The following is a 15,745-nucleotide window of genomic DNA, read 5'->3' as shown; positions in this document are numbered from 1 at the left end:
TTGCGTGCGATTGCCGTACGAATTGCGTGCGAATCGCGTTCGGTGGTGTGAAGATGCTGAGCCGTGCCCCTGCTGAGCAGGTGTCCTGTGCCATTGGACCTTCGCCGAATGTCAACGAAGTTCGACCACTGAGCTGTTCGTGTCACCGAAGTCTGACCGCTGATCGCGGCGGCGCGGCGGCGCGGCGCTGGCACGAGACGATCTGGACCATCGAGCTGCTCGTACGGGAGGGGCCGCTCGACGCCGAGATGTGGACCAGGACGCATCAGCTGGTGAGTGCGGCGCGCGATGCCTTCTACGAGAACGCGCGACGTGACCTCGGCATCGCGGGAGATCCGCCGCCGTCGGGGGAGTGGCCGCGGCCGTGGCGGGCCGAGCTCTCCGGGTGAGTGTTCTGGGTCTTTTCCTGACGAACTCGTGCATGGTTGGCGATGAGGCGTCGAGGATGGCGGCGGGGCTGGATGTTCACGTCTGCCGTGCCGACGTCAGGTCCGCGGTCTGCTGACGGGACAGCAGTCCGGCGACGGCCTGGACGGTGTGACTCATGTGCTCACGGCGACCGAGGGGGCGGGTCGGAGCACGCCAGTTCTTCAGATGGGCGATGCCGTGCTCGACCCGGATACGCCGTGAGGAACGCGCCTTGCGCTGCCGCTCGTACATCTCCCCGTACCAGGCCGGGGCGTTCTTCTTGAACTCGGGATGCGGTGGTGTCACCATCCGTCCGCCCGTCTGTGCGCCCAAGCCCTGGTGGCCGGCATCGGCGGTGATGTCCGCGCAGCCTCCGGGCCTGGTCGGGCTGCAGAACAGCATCCGACCGTCCGCGTCGGTGAACACCATGGTCCTGACTGCGTTCTGCTTGCTCTTGCCGGAGATGAACTTGTCCCGGTCCCTGCGTCCGACGGCGGACCGCCGGACCCGGATCCCGGTGCCGTCGACGATCCCGGTCTTCCCGCTGGCACCGGGATGGTCGACGACCTCGGCCAGGGCCCGCAGCCGAAGGCTAGGACTCACAGTGCACCCTCGCTCGGCGAGCAGCGGTCGTACCTCGCCGATGGCGTGGGTGATGGTGGAGCGGTCCACGTCGAACCAGCAGGCCAGCACGTCGTGCGTGGCCCCGTGCCGGAGATGCACGAGGGTAGCCAGGAGCCGGTCGACGAAGACCAGCCGGTGCTTCGCGCCGGCGCCCACGGCCCGTTTCCGCGGCCTGCACGCAGGCCTGGCCTGGTGCCGTTCATGCCACGACGGGCCCGACTCGGCCACGAGTTGACCTCGCGCTTTCATGAAGCGGGCTGTCCGGCAGGCGGTCAGGAAAGCAGAAAGTGCCCAGATCCACCAATTCCGCTGAATCGGCCGGGCCAGGAGCGCGAGGTCGAAAACTCCGCCAACGCCGAGTGGGTGAACGCCATCAAGGACATCAGGGACTCGAGCAGCCGGACGGCGGTTTCGCCGGAGTCTGGCTGTTCCTCGTCACCGCCCCGACCTCGTTGCTGTTCTCGGCTCTTCCCGGCGTACTGCCGTTCGCCGGAGTAGCCGTCGGGGCCGCCGTCCGGGCGCTGGCACTCGGACGGGTCGGCGGCGCGCCGGTGTTGGGCGCCGCCGACCCGCAGGAGTGGCATGTGGTCTGCGGCCCGCGAGGGCCGCGGACGGTCCGGCGTCGGCGGAGCGGACGGTTCGCTCTTGTCCCGGGTCGCGTCCCGGGTCGCGTCCCGGGTTGTGTCTCAGGTCGTGCCGGGACCGCGATCTGACGTGCGGGGTGGCGGTTCGGCGGCTTCGGGCCAGTGCGCCGTGTGCCGTTCGGCGGTCCGTCTGTTGTAGTCGTCCAGCCGTTGTTGCGCCGCGTCCGTCGCCTGCGCGAAGCGCCTCGCGGGGTCGGCGCCCTGTTCCAGTACGTCCCTCATCGCCTGGACCAGGTCGGCGTGCATGTTCGCGAGTTCGCCGACCAGCGCGCCGGTCGCGGCCGGCGTTCCGTCGGAGGCGTCGAGTTGCTTCGGCGCCTCCAGATGGTGCGGTTTGTCGGCGAACCAGCCTTCTGCTTCCAGTAGGCGGTGCGAGCCGTGGGTCACCGGGATGAAGCCGCTGGACTTGTGCCAGGCGGCGGCGCCCTCCGGATTGAGCAGGTACTGCAGGAATGCCAGCGCGCCGTCCTCCACCTCCGGCGGCAGCCCGGCGGCCAGAAACAGGGAGTCGCCGCCCAGGACGTCGCCGGAGTACGGCACGGCGCCATTGCGCGGCAGGCCGTCGGCTACGACCTCGATCCCCGCCCGCGCCCCGGTCGACACCACGGACTGGGCCATCACGGAGGAGTTGCAGAGGAACGCCACCCGGCCCTCGATGAAGGCCTCGGACGTCCCCGCCCAGTCCTGGGCCGCGCCGGTGTGGAGGTACAGGCCGTCTTTGTGCAGCCGCTGCCACCACGTGGCCCAGGCCAAAAGTTCCTCGGAGGCCAGGTTCACCTTCTGGGCCCGGCCCGACCGGCCGTTGGCGTGGTCGGCCAGCAGGCCGCCCTGCTGGCACACGGCACCCTGGAAGAACCAGCCGTCGACGGCCCACGCGATGGCATGTGAAGGGCCGCCGGCCGTCTGCACGACGGCCCGGCAAGCGGCCTCCAAGCCGTCCCAGTCCTGCGGCACCTCGGTGATTCCGGCCGCCCGCAGCATCGTCATGTTCGCGTACAGCAGGCCCGTGGAAACGCTGAACGGCATCGACACCAGTTCACCGTCGTAGCTGTAGTAGCGGCGCGCGCTGTCGACGAAGTCGTCGATGACCACCGGCTCACCGAGAATCTCCCGGCGTCCACCTACCGCTCGCTGCACCGGGGTGAACAGCGGCCCACCGGTCGCGGCGACCGCGTCGCGGGCGTGCTGGGTCTCGGTGAAGAAGACGTCGACGAGCGCCGGGACGCGGCCCTGGTCCAGGATCCGGATGAAGTCCTCGCGGCCGGTCTCGGTCCAGTACCGGTACGTCGAGATGCGGACCTCGTAGTCGGGGTGCGCTGCGCCGAACTCCGCGGCCCGCCGGCGCACGGGGTCCAGGAAGCCCTCGAAGGGGTGGTCGGCGAGAAGTATTTCGACGACGATCCGGCCGTCGTCTCCCACGCCTCAGCCCTCCCGCTTCGCGGTGAGGAACACGAACGTCCCCGGCCCGGATTCCTCGACCACGCCCAACCCGGCGGCGGCCAGCCAGGACCGGATCTCCTGCGGCTCGAACAGCAGGTAGCCCTCGGGCCGGGCGGGGAAGATGTGCGAGCGTTGGAAGTAGCGGTACACCGGGTCGTCGGCCCAGCGGAAGGTCATCAGGGTCAAGATGCCGCCTGGCTTCAGGCAGCGGCCGATCTCGGCGATCACCTGGGCCGCGTCCGGCATCGCCTGCAGGGCGTTCCAGCAGTTGACGGCGGTCAGGCTGCTGTCGGCGATGGGCAGCTCAAGGGCGCTGGCCCGGACCGCGGCCACGTGTGGCAGTCGGCCGCGCAGCCAGTGGAGCATGGCGTCGTTGAGGTCCAGGGCGATGACCCGGTCGGCGCCGACGGCGTCGGCGACCACCCAGGTCCAGCGGCCGGCGCCGGCCGCGAGGTCCAGGACGGGGGCATCGGTGCGGGCGGCGGCCGCGCGCAGCCGGTCGGCTATGTAGGCGTCCTCGATCGCAGGCGTGATGCCGCCGTCCCAGTTCTGGCCCATAACACGCAGGAAGGCCGGGCGCAGCCCAACCTCGTAGTGCTGGCCGACAGTGCTCATTACGGCGGCGTTCTGGAGCACGTCGGCCTCGATGTCCTCGGCGGCGTCGCTCACGCCGGCGCCGGAGCGCTCCCGGCGGGACAGGTCAAGGATGCCACCGAGGGCGACGGGGTAGAAGGTGGCGCAGCCCTGACAGCGTGCGCCCCTGTCCTGGAAGGACAGGGCGCTCCGGCAGGAGGTGCAGCGCAACGCGGATTCGTGCCGGGCGAACGTGGCGCTGTCGGCGGTGCCTGCCGGCTCGTGCCGGGCCGACCAGTACGGGTTCCGGTCGACGACCGGAGTGGGCATTTTGTTGGCCACCGACCACAGGGCCTTGGCGCCGGCCGTGGCCCACAGCGTGCGGGTGTCGTCGTTCCAGGTCGCGGTGATCTGCTCCGGTGTCAGGGTCCTGATCCAGGCCCGGTCGAAGTCCCGCTCCTGCTCGTCGATGTCCCAGTCGAACGGGGAGGGCCAGGCCCGGCCCAGGTCGGGGTCGAGGTGGTCCAGCCGGGTCAGCCCGCGGTCCAGTCGGGTCCGGTCGTCGGGGTCCAGCGGCACACCGCTGAATGCGGACCGGACGCGGGCGCGCTCGTCCGGGAAGTGCGAGAGCAGGTACAGCAGCGCCAGGGTGAGCGGTGTGACGGCGGTGGTGCCGCGGACCTCGTCGAGGAAGGAGTCCAAGCCCTGGCGCACGGCGGAGGCGACCGGGCCGCCGAGCACCGGGTACTCGGCCTCGACGAGCAGGCCGAGGGCGATCGCCAGGTAGCCGCGGTGCACGGCGTCGGCGTCGTCCCAGGCAACCAGCAGATCGGGGACGGCTTCCCGTGCCGAGGCGGGATCGTTCAGCACTCCGTCGGTCCAGAACGTGCCGATCAGGCGGCTGAACGCCTCGGCCAGCGCTTCGGAGTCTGCTTCACGGAAGGCGGTCAGCGGTCCGGCGGCGGTGGCCGGCTCGGCGTTCGGAGCCATGGCGAATCCTCTCTTCGGCAGGTCTGCCCCCACGATCGCTTGCCCGGCGGCGGCCGACATCTTCGGGAATGCCCAACCGGTTTGCGCCCCTTCGCATCCAGCGAGAAGGGTCCGCGCCGCCGCCGCTGCTAGCGTCTGGAGGCGATTTGGACCGTGCGACGCCGGCGAGGTCCGCCTGTCCCACTTCCACGGCCCGGACGATCCGACCGGCGGTGGCCTGGGTTGGGCTGCGCCTGGGGCGTCGGCCCACCCCCGAACTCGGGAGCGAGCATGAAGACTGCACTCCGGACTTGTCCACTGTGTGAGACGTCCTGCGGGTTACGGCTGACCCTGGACGACGCCGGCTCCGTACTGCGGGTCGAGGGCGACCAGGACGACCCGTTCAGCAAGGGCTTCCTCTGCCCGAAGGGGGCGGCGCTGGGCCAGCTCGACGAGGATCCGGACCGGCTGGCGCGTCCACTGGTCCGGGTCGACGGGCAGTTGCGGCCCGCCAGCTGGGAGGAGGCGTTCACCGAGGTGCACCGCGGGCTCGGCGAGACCATGGCGGCGCACGGCCGCGACGCCGTGGCGCTGTACTTCGGCAACCCGACGTTCCACACCATGGCCGGATTCCTCTACCGGCAGCCGCTGACCCAGACCCTCGGTAGCCGCAACGTGTACTCGGCCAGCACCGTCGACCAGATGCCCAAGCACGTCGCCAGCGGCCTGATGTTCGGCGATCCGATGGCCGTGGCCGTCCCGGACCTCGACCGCACCGACTACATGCTGATCCTCGGGGCGAACCCGGTGGAGTCCAACGGCTCGCTGTGCGTGGCGCCGAACTTCAAGGGCCGGCTGCGGGCTTTGCAGGAGCGCGGTGGCAAGGTCGTGGTCGTCGATCCGCGGCGCACCCGCACCGCCGAGCTCGCTGACGAGCACCTGTTCATCCGCCCCGGGACGGATGCGTACCTGTTGTTCGGCATCGTGCACACGCTACTGGCCGAGGGACTGACCTCTCTGGACGTGGAGGTCACCGGGCTCCCCGAACTCAGTTCCCTGGCCCGCGACTTCACGCCGGAGGCGGTGGAGCGGGCCTGCGGCGTGCCGGCGGCGACGACCGTGCGGCTGGCGCGGGAGGTCGCGGCGGCGCCGTCGGCGTCCGTCTACGCCCGGATCGGCACCTGCACCGCCGAGTTCGGCTCGACGGCACAGTGGCTGGTCGACGTCATCAACGCCCTGACCGGGAACCTGGACCGGGCCGGCGGCGTCATGTTCGCCAAGACCGCGGGCCTGGAGATCTTCCGCAGCGGACAGCCGTTCGCCACCGGCGCGTGGCACAGCCGGGTACGTGGTCTGCCGGAGGTCCTCGGCGAGTTCCCGGTCGCCACTATGGCCGACGAGATCGAGACACCCGGGGATGGGCAGATCCGGGCCCTGGTCACGGTGGGGGGCAACCCGGCGCTGTCCGCGCCGGGCGCCCCGCGCCTGACGCGGGCCCTGTCCGGGCTGGATTTCATGGTCTGCGTCGACCCCTACCTGAACGAGACGACCCGGCACGCGAACGTGATCCTGCCACCGCCGCGGATCCTGCAGAGCCCGCACTTCGACTTCCTGGTGCAGATCATCATGGTCCGCAACTACGCCCGCTTCTCCCCGCCGGTGCTGCCGCTGGGTCACGACCAGCGCTCCGAGGCCGCGATCCTGGCCAAGCTGTTGCTGATCCTGAGCGGTCAGGGCCCCGACGCCGACCCCGAGGTGTGCGAGGAGATGCTGCTCGGGCAGCTGCTCGCGGCCGCACCGGAGCTGCGTGACGGCCTGGACGGCGCCGACGGGACCGAGCACATACTGGACGCGCTGCTGAAACTGGGGTCCTACGGTCTATCGCTGGAGGCGATGCGGCAGGCCCCGCACGGCCTGGACCTCGGTCCGCTGCAGCCGCGGCTGCCGGAGATCCTGTGCACCGCGTCGGGGAAGGTCGACCTGGCGCCGGCGGCGTTGGCCGCCGACGTGCCGCGCCTGCTGGATCGGCTGCGGGACCCGGCCCCGGAGATGGTGCTGATCGGACGCCGGCACCTGCGTTCGAACAACAGTTGGATGCACAACGTGCCCTCGCTGGTCGGTGGCAGCAACCGGTGCACGCTGCAGATCCATCCGCGGGACGTGGCCCGCTTCGGCCTCGGGGACCGGGCGCGGGTGCGGTCCGCGGCCGGGGAGGTCGAGGTGTCGGTGGAGGCCACCGAGACGATCATGCCGGGGGTGGTGAGTCTGCCGCATGGCTGGGGCCACAAGGACAGCGGGCAGGCCGTGGCGCGCGGGAACGCCGGTGTCAACGCCAACGCGCTGACCGATGAGCTGGTGGTGGACCCGGTGTCGGGGAACGCGGTGTTCAACGGGGTACCGGTGAGAGTGCTGCCGGTGTGAGGACGAATGCTGAGCGGCGCCGTGCGCGATGCACGGCGCCGCGAGGATCAGTCCTGGTCGGCTTCGGCCGGGACGACGTTGAGGTTCAGGTGGAAGACGTTGCAGGGGTCGTACTTGTGCTTCAGCACCGCCAGCTGCCGATACACCTGCTGCGGGTACACCGCGTCGATGTCCGCCGGGAGAATGTCGCTCAGGAAGCCGCTGTAGGCGCCGGACATCGACGGGGCCAACGCGGACCAGAACGCCTCGTAGGCGGGCAGCAGCGGCTCGTTCCCCTCCGGGGAGCCGAGCAGCACGCCCATGACCATTGCCTGGGTGGAACGGTGGGGGAACGCGGTCGCGTCCTGCGGCACCCGGTTCAGGGCGCCGCCGATGCTGCGGATCTCGACGTACAGGTTCTCGAGGTTGGCCTGTTCGGCGAGGATCGTCGTGACCAGGTCCCCGGTCAGGGCCGGGGTGAGGCGGTTGCGGACGCGCGGGCGCCAGCCCGGGGGAAGGTCGCCTGCGGGCTGGAGGGTGTCGCCGTAGGGCATCAGGCGGACCTGGTCGTCCACGACGGTGCCGAGTTTGCGGATCGGGTCGATGGCCAAGTTGGCGGCCGCTTCGTCGTCGCCGGCGTAGCAGACCATGATGGCCAGGGGCGGGGTGGCCTCGCCGAAGGTCGGCCAGCACATGGCGGTGGCTGTGAGCTCCTCGGGGGCGGACTCCATGTGCGCCGCCCAGTCGCGCAGGACGGCGGCGGTCTCGTCGGGGGCGAAGGAGATCTGGCCGAAGAAGACCTGTGCGACCGGCTGTGCCACCACGGTGAAGGAGGTCACCACGCCGAAGTTGCCGCCGCCGCCGCGGATCGCCCAGAAGATGTCCGGGTTCTCCTCGGCGCTGGCCGACAGGATGCAGCCGTCGGCCGTCACGACCTCCGCGGCCACAAGGCTGTCCAGGGCCAAGCCGTACTTACGGGCCAGCCAGCCGATGCCGCCGCCGACCAGCAGGCCGCCGACACCCACGCTGGTGGTGTCGCCGGAGGTGAAGGCCAAACCGTGCGGCTCCAGCGCGGCCGCGACCTGGGCCCACTGCGCGCCGGCGCCGAGGCGGACCAGACGCTTGGACTCGTCCACCACCTCGATGGAATCCAGGTGCGCCAGGTTCAGGACCAGGCCGCCGACGTTGGTGCTGAAGCCGGCGTTGCTGTGGCCACCGCTGCGGGTGGAGATCTCCAGATCGTGCTCGACCGCGAAGGCTATGCCGCGGGCCACGTCGTCGTTGCTGCGGACTCGGATGATCACGGCCGGGTGCCCGGTGTGGACGATCAGATCGGTGAGCTCGTCGTATCCCTCGTCGCCCGGCACGTAAACCTCGCCGGTGATTTCGGCCCGCAGGCACTCGATGACCGCGGGGTCCAAGTCGCTGTTCATGATGGTCTCTCTTCCGTTGAGCAGCACCCGTCGGCGCTGTCCTCTTCCTATACCTGTCAGTCGGAGCCGAAGCGCGGATCAAGACATGCGCCGGCACGCCGGTTTCTGCGGTGGGACGGTCTGGAGGGGATCATCTGCGGGAAGGGGTCCCCATGGCCGACATCCGCCACCGCGTCACGACCGGGGAGGGCGCCGCCGTCACGGTCTCCGGGTGGAACCCGTTCGGGGACGTCCTGCGGGGACTCTACTACGACGGCCACGCACGGCTTTCGCGCGATGACGCAGCGCTACATTCCGCTGGGCGTCTTCCGCCAGGCCCTGTCGGCGGGGCGGCGCGCCGCCCCGCCGGCGGCGGATGACCGCCGCCAGCCAGGCTCTACCGGCGTCTCAGCCCTCCTCGGGCATCTCGAAGAACGGCCGGACCTCGACGGCGGACCACTGTGCGTCCGGAATCATGGCGGCGAGCTCGATCGCACGCTCCTTGCCGGCCACGTCGACGATGTAGTAGCCGCAGAAGTACTCCTCGGCATCGACCAGTGGGCCTTCGGAAGTGGCCGTCTTGCCGTCGCGCACCCGGACCACGGTGGTCTTGGCGGGCTCGCCCAGGGCCTCCGCGGCGACGAGCTCGCCGGCCTCCTTGGTGACCGCCATCAGTTTCTCGTGGGCGGCGCCCACGGCGGCCTGCTGCTCCTCGTTCAGCGCCTCGTTGGCCTTCGGGTTCAGGTTGATCAGCAGCATGTACTTCATCGTTGACTCCTCGCGATCGGGCGCCCGGCGTGGACGCTCCCACCTATAGGTCGGAGCCGTCCCGGGGAACCGGACATCGCGTGCGGAACTTTTCGCCGGGCTGCTCACCGGCCGCGTCGTCGGTGGCGCGGCCGAGCAGTTCCTGCCGCGACGGCGCGTTCGTGTCGTCCATGAAGCTCCCTGGATGTTCCCCCTGCGGATACGTGCCACTTGGGCCACGGTCGTCGGCCGCGGCATCTTCCGGCGTGCTGGCGGCGGGGGCCGTCGATGAATTACTAGTAGGGCTTGGTCAGGTTGACACCGGCGTCGGGTGTCACGGTGACAGGAGGGGCAGGCACCGGTCCGGGCCGCGAGAAGGACCTGGACCTCGCGGACAACCTGATGGGCACTCAGGCCGGTGCCGCCTCTTTCGGGGAACGGGCCAGGCACCGGAGAGGGCAGAAGGCGTGCGCGGCACCGACGAGGATGACGTGATGGTGCCGGCCGTTCCCCGTGCGGCCTTCGAAGTGGGCCAGGCCCAGGGCCTGTTTCGTCCCGGAAAGACGCCCTGACCGAAACGCTGCACGGCAGGTCCGAGGAGTATCACGGCTACCTGCCTCACCTGCTGGAGACCACCGACCACCTCACCGCGCAGATCGACGGCCTCACCTGCTGCATCGAGGCCGCGATCGCCGCGCCGCACCCCGCACCTCCTCGACGACCCCGAAACCCGGTACGAGGAGTCGGGCGAGGACTGGCATCAGTGGCATATCGATCCGGCCCGCAGGACCCGCAGCCTCGTCCACCAGCTCCAGGCCCCGGGCCACAACGTCTCCCCGCCGCCCGGCCCGGCCCCGAACACCAGCCCCGGGCCGTGTCCGCGGGCTCCGTGCCCGGCTCGCCGGCATCCTGACCGTCATGTGTGCGGCCCACCGCGCTCGGACCGGCTGGTGGTGCAGGACCCCGGCGAGAGCAGACCGGGCCCGCGCCCTCCTCGATCTCGTCGCGTGAGAAGCGGCGCCAACGGCTCTCCCGACCGCCGGTCACCCGTGCCGGTGGTCGCCCGCGACCACCGACATTGGTTGGGGACTACGCATCCGGTGCGGGTCGACGACGCGCGCTCGCCAGCCTGAGCTGGGCAAACCCACGGTTGGCCACGGTAGTGAGCAGCACGGCGGAGCTGGCGTGCGTACGCCCGGTGGAGAGGTCGCGCCAGACCCGTTCCAGGCGAGTTCCTTCCCGTACGGCATGGCTGCCGGCGGTCGGCTGGAGGATCTCATCAACGGCCCGCCAGGCCAGCTCCGTGGCCTCTCGACAGGTGATCGCGATCCGCACGTCTTCCTCGGGGGTGAACGCCCCGACCGGCAGTCCGGACAGCTCGTGCCAGCGCTGCGACGCCGCGAGAACCAACGTCTCGGCGGCGTCGATCATGCCGCTGGCCTTCCCGTACCAGAGCTGAAAGTCGGGATCCTCCGCCCTGGGCAGGAACGGTGGGGTGATCGTGGTGCGGGAGAACATCAGCTCCGTGTACGCGTCGAGCGCGCCCTGGCACATGCCGACCGCGATGTGCGCGCCCTCCAGAGCCATCGAGCTCGCCGGCGCGCCCCCGTACTGCGGGTGCGCGTGCAGCTCGCGCCCCGGGGTGCCCTCGGTCACCGAGATCTCCTCGAAATTGACCTCGATGCCGAAGTGATCGGGGATGTGCCCGCCGGAGATCCGGATGCTGTGCGAACCGCTGCCCTTGAGGCCCAGCTGCCCACCCCAGTCGTCGAGCATCTCCCATTGATCGCGGGGCGCGATGAACAGCAGCCGGCGTGGCGGGTTCGCATCATCCCCGGCGATCACGGTATTGCCGATCAGATGGGTCGCGTACGGCGCGCCGGAGCAATACCTCCACACACCGTCCAGGATCCAGCCGCCGTCCTCGGCGCGCCCGGCCGTTCCGTACGGGGCGTTGACGAGCGGCGCGATGAAGTCGCCGCCGCCGAAGATCTCGGCCTGCGCCTTCTCCTCGAACATGCTGCCGGCGAACAGCGAGTGCGCGGCCCCCAGGCAGAACATCCAGCCCGTGGACGGGCAGGCACGGCACAGGGTCATCGCGACCTGCAGGAACGTGTCGAAGCCGAACTCGTAGCCGCCGTACCGCTTGGGCACCGTTATGCGGTAGAAGCCGGCGTCCCGGAACGCCCGATGGGTGTCCTCGGCGTAATAGGTTCGCTGCTCGGTCTCGTGCTGGCGCGCCACCAGGGCGGGCACCATGGCCTTGGCCCGCTCGATCAGCACGGCCGGGGTGACGTCGGCCTCGGACGGCATGGCCGCGCTCCGCGCGGCGTTCTCGGTGTCGGTCATGGGGCCGGCCCTCAGATCGCCGAGTCCGGGCCGGCGACCATTTCGCCGATCACCTCGAGGAACCCGGCTGCCTGATCGTCGACCTCGGCCTGCTCGAAAAGGTGGCGGCTGAAGCTGAGTCCGCCGACCACTTCGGTGTCGCTCAGGTGCATCGACCAGATCATGCCGTCCGGAGTGTCGGAGCCGAGCGGCTGCGGGATGACCCGCCGCCAGATCGCCGTGTACTCGAGGTCGCCGATCCGGTCGCCCTGCATCAGGTAGGGCGGCTGGACGGCCTGGAACAGGGTCGGCACCGCGTCGGGGCCGGCCGAGGACATCAGCTCGGGCGCCTCGGCGAGGATGTGCAGCAGCGGCAGCTCATGCGAGAAGGCGCCGATGCAGGCCGTCCTGGTGCGGGCGACGACATCGCGGAAGGTCCGGCAGCCGTCCAGATTCACCCGCAGCGGGCTGAAGTTGAAGAACGACCCGACCGTGGACTGGAAGCGGTGCTCACGGCCCGGCGTGAAGGTGGGCACCACGATGTCGGTCGCCCGGGTACGACGGTTCACGAAGACGGTGAACGCGGCGAGCAGCACCATGAACGGCGAGCTGCGCGTCGCCTTGGCCAGCCGGGACACCTCCGCGCTCAGGTGCGCGTCGGTGGTGAACCGGTGGTAACTCGTCGCGGGGGACTGCCCGGTGGGGCGCACCGGCGCGACCAGGATCTTGGCGCCGCGCAGCGTTTCGCGCCAGTACGCCCGTGAAGCGGCCACCGTCGGCCCGTCGGCCTCCTCCTGCTGCGCGGCGACGTAGTCCCGGTACTGGGCCACCTCGGGCAGCTGCGGCTCGTTCCCGGCCGCGCGAGCCGTGTAGCACTCCGCCAGGTCCCGCAGGATCACCTGGATCGACCAGACGTCGGCGGCGCTGTGGTGGGCGCACAGAACCAGAACGGAGTCCTGCTCGTCGAAGCGGCCGAGAACGGCCCGCAGCAACGGGACCTGGTCGGCCGGGAACGGCCGGGTCTCCGCCTGGATCATGAGCTGCTCGGCGCGCCGGTCCCGGTCCGCGCCCGGCGACTCGTCCAGGTCGACCAGCTCCAGCTCCGGCTGTACGGCGGGCAGCACGCTCTGCGCACCCCCGTTCTCCAAGTGCACCACGGTGCGCAGCGCCTCATGCCGCTCGACCACATCGGCCAACGCCAGACGCATGGCCCGCACGTCGACGCGGCCGTGGACCCGCCACGCGAAGACCTCCGTGTAGTGCGGCCCGAACGGCCCGGTTTTGAAGCCTTGGGCGAACATGCAGAGAAACTGCTGCTGCAGCGAGAGCGCCGCAGTTGCCTGCTGGGTTTCCGAAGTCGTGGTCATGTGGGATCTCTCCTCAGAAAAGGCGGACGCTGCCGTTGTGGGCGGGGGCATCGGTCAGCGTGTCGCGTTCGAGTTCGGCGGCGACCAGGCCATGCCGGCCACGCCCCGGTCGTCGCCGTTGGACGGCACGCTGTGAATGCCGGCCGGGCTGATCGTCCGGTTCTTCGCGACCGGCGTGGTGGCCGGGTACTGCGCACGTCCGTCACGAACGGATCGGCCGGCCGGGGGCAGTTCGCGCCGCGGAAGATCTCCTGGTCGGTGAAGAACAGCGGGTCGTCGTCGGCCGGCACGACCGGGCGCAACGGATGGGTCAGTGCACTGCTACGTGGCCGCGTCTCGATTCTCATCACCGCTTCGAGGGCCGCGCATCTTCGTGATTGCGCCCCCCGCCCACCGCCCACGACCGGCAGATTCGACCAGAGGACAACGGCCGCCCGTCCGCACGCCATGGCGGACCTCCGATACGTCGGCGCCGACGGCACCGGCCTCTACACGACGGGTGCGAGTGGAACTCCGGCAGCTCACACGGGCGTGCGTGCCCGTAAGGAGCCGAGGAATCGAGCGCCAGGATGGTGCCGGACGAGAATGTCGTCGCGTCGGCGTCGGCCCCAGTCCGGGGGAGCTGCTCGCGGCCGGGGCCGGCGATCCACCGCAGGCCGGCATCACGCTCCTGCCCGGTCAGCACCTATCCCTGCTGCGCCGCGTCCTGGCGGGTCAGTTCCGGGGCTTCTGGACAGTGACAACCGCATAGCCGATCTGGTCCGCCCCCGGTGCGAAGAAGTTCTCCAGCGTCTGCCGCAGTCCGTCGACGGCGGCCTCGCCGAACCGGCCGACCAGCTCGTCGCGCCGCGTATCCACGGCCTGCAGGTACTTGGGGCCCATCCCGAACACCCGCGGCCCGCACTGCAGGTACTCCGTTGGCTCGAACCCGGCCTCTCGCAACGTGTCCAGCCACTCGGTCACCGACAGCATCCGCTTCGCCCCGAAGTCGGCGGCGAACTGGCTGGCGGCCACGACGCTGAGCCCTTCCCGGGTGGGCTCGGTCAAGGACAGCAGGCCGCCGGGGCGCATCGCCCGGTGCAGGCTGCCGAGCGTGTGCTCGAGGTCACCGACGTAGACGAGGGACTCCATCGCCACCACCGCGTCGAAGCTGCCGTCCGGGAAGTCCAGCGAACTGTAGTCGCCGACCCGGAACGTGACCTGGTCGGCCAGCCCGGCCGCCCGGACCCGGGCCCGCGCCTCGGCCACCTGGCGGGTGCTGATATTGACGCCGGTGACCTGCACCCCGTACTCGGTGGCGAGCTGGATGGCCGGGGCCCCGAGGCCGCAACCGACGTCGAGGACCCGATCACCCTTGCGCAGCCGCAGCGAATCCGCCACTTTGCGGGTCAGTCGCTGCGCCGCCTCGATCAGCGGAGCCTCGTCCTCGTCGTCGTACCAGTAGGCCAGATGCACCTGGCCGTCGTTGAACACATTCGACATGTCGGACGACTCGTCGAACATCTCGGCGATCTCGTCCGTCTCCGGCGTCTGGCCAGTGGTTGTCGCGCTCTCCATGGCTTCTCCTCTCGCGCTGGGACCAGATCCACCAAGCCCTGCCCCATGGTCACAGTGGTGGTAGTGGCAGGCATCTTCCTGGTTGCGCGGTCGCCGCGACGACTGCGCAAGCCCGGCCCGTCCACTGAGGGCGAAGCGGTGTCGCCGTCCGGGTAAGGCCGGTCGCCGCGAGGCAGCCGTCGACGGTCTCGCTGTCGCACCGGATCTGCCGGAGCCCGCGGCGGAGTGCTCGGCCCAAGGCGTCGGGGTCACCGAAGCCCCGGTCGGCCTGCGTGGTTTCTGCCGGGGACCTTGAGGTCCTCGGGCGGAAGGGCATGATGATCGGGCAGAAACCGGAAACCCCTACCCACCGCCCCCGTTCGCCGACGGCGTTCCAGCAGTACCTCGACGCCAACGAACCACCCCGGCCACACCGGTGGCGCGTCAAGGGCGTTCGGCGGGGCATCAGGCGGGCCTCAGCGGCGACTGCTTCGATCACATCGCGGCGCAGGGCCGCTGCGGGGCAGTCCGACGCCGATCTGCTCGGTCATGGCCGCCGCGGTCGACGAGGCGGCGCACCGGCCTGAACAGTGCGCCGGGATGGACGGCGATGCCGAGCGGCTGGGAGACCCGATTGAGCAGCCCCGCCGCCCCGGCCGGGAGCCGGGGCGGCGGTCGCCCCAGTCAGGCGTTGCCGTCGGGCTTCGGCGCGAATCCGTCATGCAGGATCGGCCACATTTCGACCGGGCTCTCGCTCGCCCACGGCATGTCCGCCGCGATCTCGCGGGCCCGCTCGGCCGACTCCACCTCCAGGAGGTAGAGGCTGCAGACGAATTCCTTGGCCTCCAGGTAGGGGCCGTCGGTGGAGAACGGGGCGCCGTCCTTGTTCCGTACCAGCGAGGCCTCGCTCCTATCGCCGAGGCCGTAGGCCGCGAGCAGCTCGCCGGAGGCCCTGTAGCGGGAGTTCCAGGCGTCCTGCTCCTCGATCTCCTTGTCCAGGACCTCGGCCGGGATCGAAGCCCACTTCTCCTCGTTGCCGTAGATCATGAGCAGGTATTTCATGTCAGCTCTCAGCCTCCTCGGGCCTCACGCGCGACGACCCGAACGAATGTTTGAAAGTCCGGTGGAAGCGATCGGCTGGATCACGTTACTCACCTTACGAAAGGCCACTGTACGAGATCCACCGGCGGACGCCCGGGGTCCACGCAGAGAGTTCCGGTAAACCGCGCTGTAGCTCAATAACCTGCGGCTTGTGAGTGATTCCGGTGTGGGAGCGGCCGGTTGGGGCAACGAGCGG

13 protein-coding genes and 1 pseudogene are annotated in these 15,745 nt (G+C 70.2%); 3 read left to right on the top strand and 11 right to left on the bottom strand.

Annotated elements, in window-relative coordinates:
• Positions 1 to 26: 26 nt before the first annotated feature.
• On the top strand, positions 27 to 389 hold the full coding sequence (locus ACWZEH_RS35725; protein WP_456200389.1) for a hypothetical protein: 363 nt from the start codon (positions 27 to 29) through the stop codon (positions 387 to 389).
• 76 nt (positions 390 to 465) lie between these two features.
• Here ACWZEH_RS35725 and ACWZEH_RS35720 read toward each other — a convergent pair whose 3' ends face one another.
• Positions 466 to 1,188: a transposase family protein gene (locus ACWZEH_RS35720; RefSeq protein ID WP_456200387.1), complete on the bottom strand. Its 723-nt coding sequence runs from the start codon at positions 1,186 to 1,188 to the stop codon at positions 466 to 468.
• 131 nt (positions 1,189 to 1,319) lie between these two features.
• On the opposite strand from ACWZEH_RS35720, the gene ACWZEH_RS35715 reads away from it, so the two are divergent.
• Positions 1,320 to 1,745 (top strand): SCO4225 family membrane protein, encoded by a 426-nt coding sequence (locus tag ACWZEH_RS35715; protein ID WP_456200386.1) that lies wholly within the window; start codon positions 1,320 to 1,322, stop codon positions 1,743 to 1,745.
• Here the strand turns inward: ACWZEH_RS35715 and ACWZEH_RS35710 are convergent.
• Positions 1,719 to 3,095: an extracellular solute-binding protein gene (locus ACWZEH_RS35710; RefSeq protein WP_456200384.1), complete on the bottom strand. Its 1,377-nt coding sequence runs from the start codon at positions 3,093 to 3,095 to the stop codon at positions 1,719 to 1,721. The two genes, ACWZEH_RS35715 and ACWZEH_RS35710, sit on opposite strands and share 27 nt — an antisense overlap.
• A 3-nt stretch (positions 3,096 to 3,098) precedes the next feature.
• Positions 3,099 to 4,679, bottom strand: a complete 1,581-nt coding sequence (locus ACWZEH_RS35705; protein ID WP_456200383.1) for a class I SAM-dependent methyltransferase — start codon at positions 4,677 to 4,679, stop codon at positions 3,099 to 3,101.
• Positions 4,680 to 4,949: 270 nt separating this feature from the next.
• Here ACWZEH_RS35705 and ACWZEH_RS35700 point away from each other — a divergent pair, with 270 nt between their 5' ends.
• Positions 4,950 to 7,079 (top strand): molybdopterin oxidoreductase family protein, encoded by a 2,130-nt coding sequence (locus ACWZEH_RS35700; RefSeq protein ID WP_456200381.1) that lies wholly within the window; start codon positions 4,950 to 4,952, stop codon positions 7,077 to 7,079.
• A 47-nt stretch (positions 7,080 to 7,126) separates the two neighbouring features.
• On the opposite strand, the gene ACWZEH_RS35695 is transcribed toward ACWZEH_RS35700, so the two are convergent.
• The 8 genes and pseudogenes from ACWZEH_RS35695 to ACWZEH_RS35660 all read right to left on the bottom strand — a co-directional run bounded on the left by ACWZEH_RS35695 (position 7,127) and on the right by ACWZEH_RS35660 (position 15,510).
• Complete coding sequence (locus tag ACWZEH_RS35695; RefSeq protein ID WP_456200379.1) at positions 7,127 to 8,491, bottom strand: FAD-binding oxidoreductase; 1,365 nt, start codon at positions 8,489 to 8,491, stop codon at positions 7,127 to 7,129.
• Between the two features lie 387 nt (positions 8,492 to 8,878).
• Positions 8,879 to 9,238 carry a YciI family protein gene (locus ACWZEH_RS35690; RefSeq protein ID WP_456200377.1) on the bottom strand — a complete coding sequence of 120 codons (360 nt, stop codon included), beginning with the start codon at positions 9,236 to 9,238 and terminating at the stop codon, positions 8,879 to 8,881.
• Positions 9,239 to 9,281: 43 nt separating this feature from the next.
• Entirely contained in the window at positions 9,282 to 9,410 is a 129-nt protein-coding gene (locus tag ACWZEH_RS35685) for a hypothetical protein (RefSeq protein WP_456200375.1), read from the bottom strand.
• 217 nt (positions 9,411 to 9,627) lie between these two features.
• Positions 9,628 to 9,768, bottom strand: a pseudogene (locus tag ACWZEH_RS35680) (IS701 family transposase); the annotation flags it as partial.
• Positions 9,769 to 10,306: 538 nt separating this feature from the next.
• Entirely contained in the window at positions 10,307 to 11,566 is a 1,260-nt protein-coding gene (locus ACWZEH_RS35675) for an acyl-CoA dehydrogenase family protein (RefSeq protein ID WP_456200373.1), read from the bottom strand.
• Positions 11,567 to 11,577: 11 nt separating this feature from the next.
• On the bottom strand, positions 11,578 to 12,912 hold the full coding sequence (locus ACWZEH_RS35670; protein WP_456200371.1) for a condensation domain-containing protein: 1,335 nt from the start codon (positions 12,910 to 12,912) through the stop codon (positions 11,578 to 11,580).
• A gap of 714 nt (positions 12,913 to 13,626) precedes the next feature.
• Complete coding sequence (locus ACWZEH_RS35665; RefSeq protein ID WP_456200369.1) at positions 13,627 to 14,469, bottom strand: SAM-dependent methyltransferase; 843 nt, start codon at positions 14,467 to 14,469, stop codon at positions 13,627 to 13,629.
• A gap of 663 nt (positions 14,470 to 15,132) precedes the next feature.
• Positions 15,133 to 15,510: a YciI family protein gene (locus ACWZEH_RS35660; RefSeq protein ID WP_456200368.1), complete on the bottom strand. Its 378-nt coding sequence runs from the start codon at positions 15,508 to 15,510 to the stop codon at positions 15,133 to 15,135.
• Positions 15,511 to 15,745: the final 235 nt, after the last annotated feature.

Source organism: Streptomyces yamdrokensis (assembly GCF_053890455.1).
The sequence above is the reverse complement of the archived record's forward strand: the minus strand, read 5'-3'. Positions and strand labels throughout refer to the sequence as shown.

Excerpts from the sequence above, each read along its gene's own strand:
- ACWZEH_RS35705 (WP_456200383.1), bottom strand. The coding sequence starts at position 4,679 with ATGGCTCCGAACGCCGAGCCGGCCACCGCCGCCGGACCGCTGACCGCC.
- ACWZEH_RS35695 (WP_456200379.1), bottom strand. The coding sequence starts at position 8,491 with ATGAACAGCGACTTGGACCCCGCGGTCATCGAGTGCCTGCGGGCCGAA.
- ACWZEH_RS35660 (WP_456200368.1), bottom strand. The coding sequence starts at position 15,510 with ATGAAATACCTGCTCATGATCTACGGCAACGAGGAGAAGTGGGCTTCG.
- ACWZEH_RS35670 (WP_456200371.1), bottom strand. The coding sequence starts at position 12,912 with ATGACCACGACTTCGGAAACCCAGCAGGCAACTGCGGCGCTCTCGCTG.
- ACWZEH_RS35685 (WP_456200375.1), bottom strand. The coding sequence starts at position 9,410 with ATGGACGACACGAACGCGCCGTCGCGGCAGGAACTGCTCGGCCGCGCC.
- ACWZEH_RS35665 (WP_456200369.1), bottom strand. The coding sequence starts at position 14,469 with ATGGAGAGCGCGACAACCACTGGCCAGACGCCGGAGACGGACGAGATC.
- ACWZEH_RS35690 (WP_456200377.1), bottom strand. The coding sequence starts at position 9,238 with ATGAAGTACATGCTGCTGATCAACCTGAACCCGAAGGCCAACGAGGCG.
- ACWZEH_RS35675 (WP_456200373.1), bottom strand. The coding sequence starts at position 11,566 with ATGACCGACACCGAGAACGCCGCGCGGAGCGCGGCCATGCCGTCCGAG.
- ACWZEH_RS35700 (WP_456200381.1), top strand. The coding sequence starts at position 4,950 with ATGAAGACTGCACTCCGGACTTGTCCACTGTGTGAGACGTCCTGCGGG.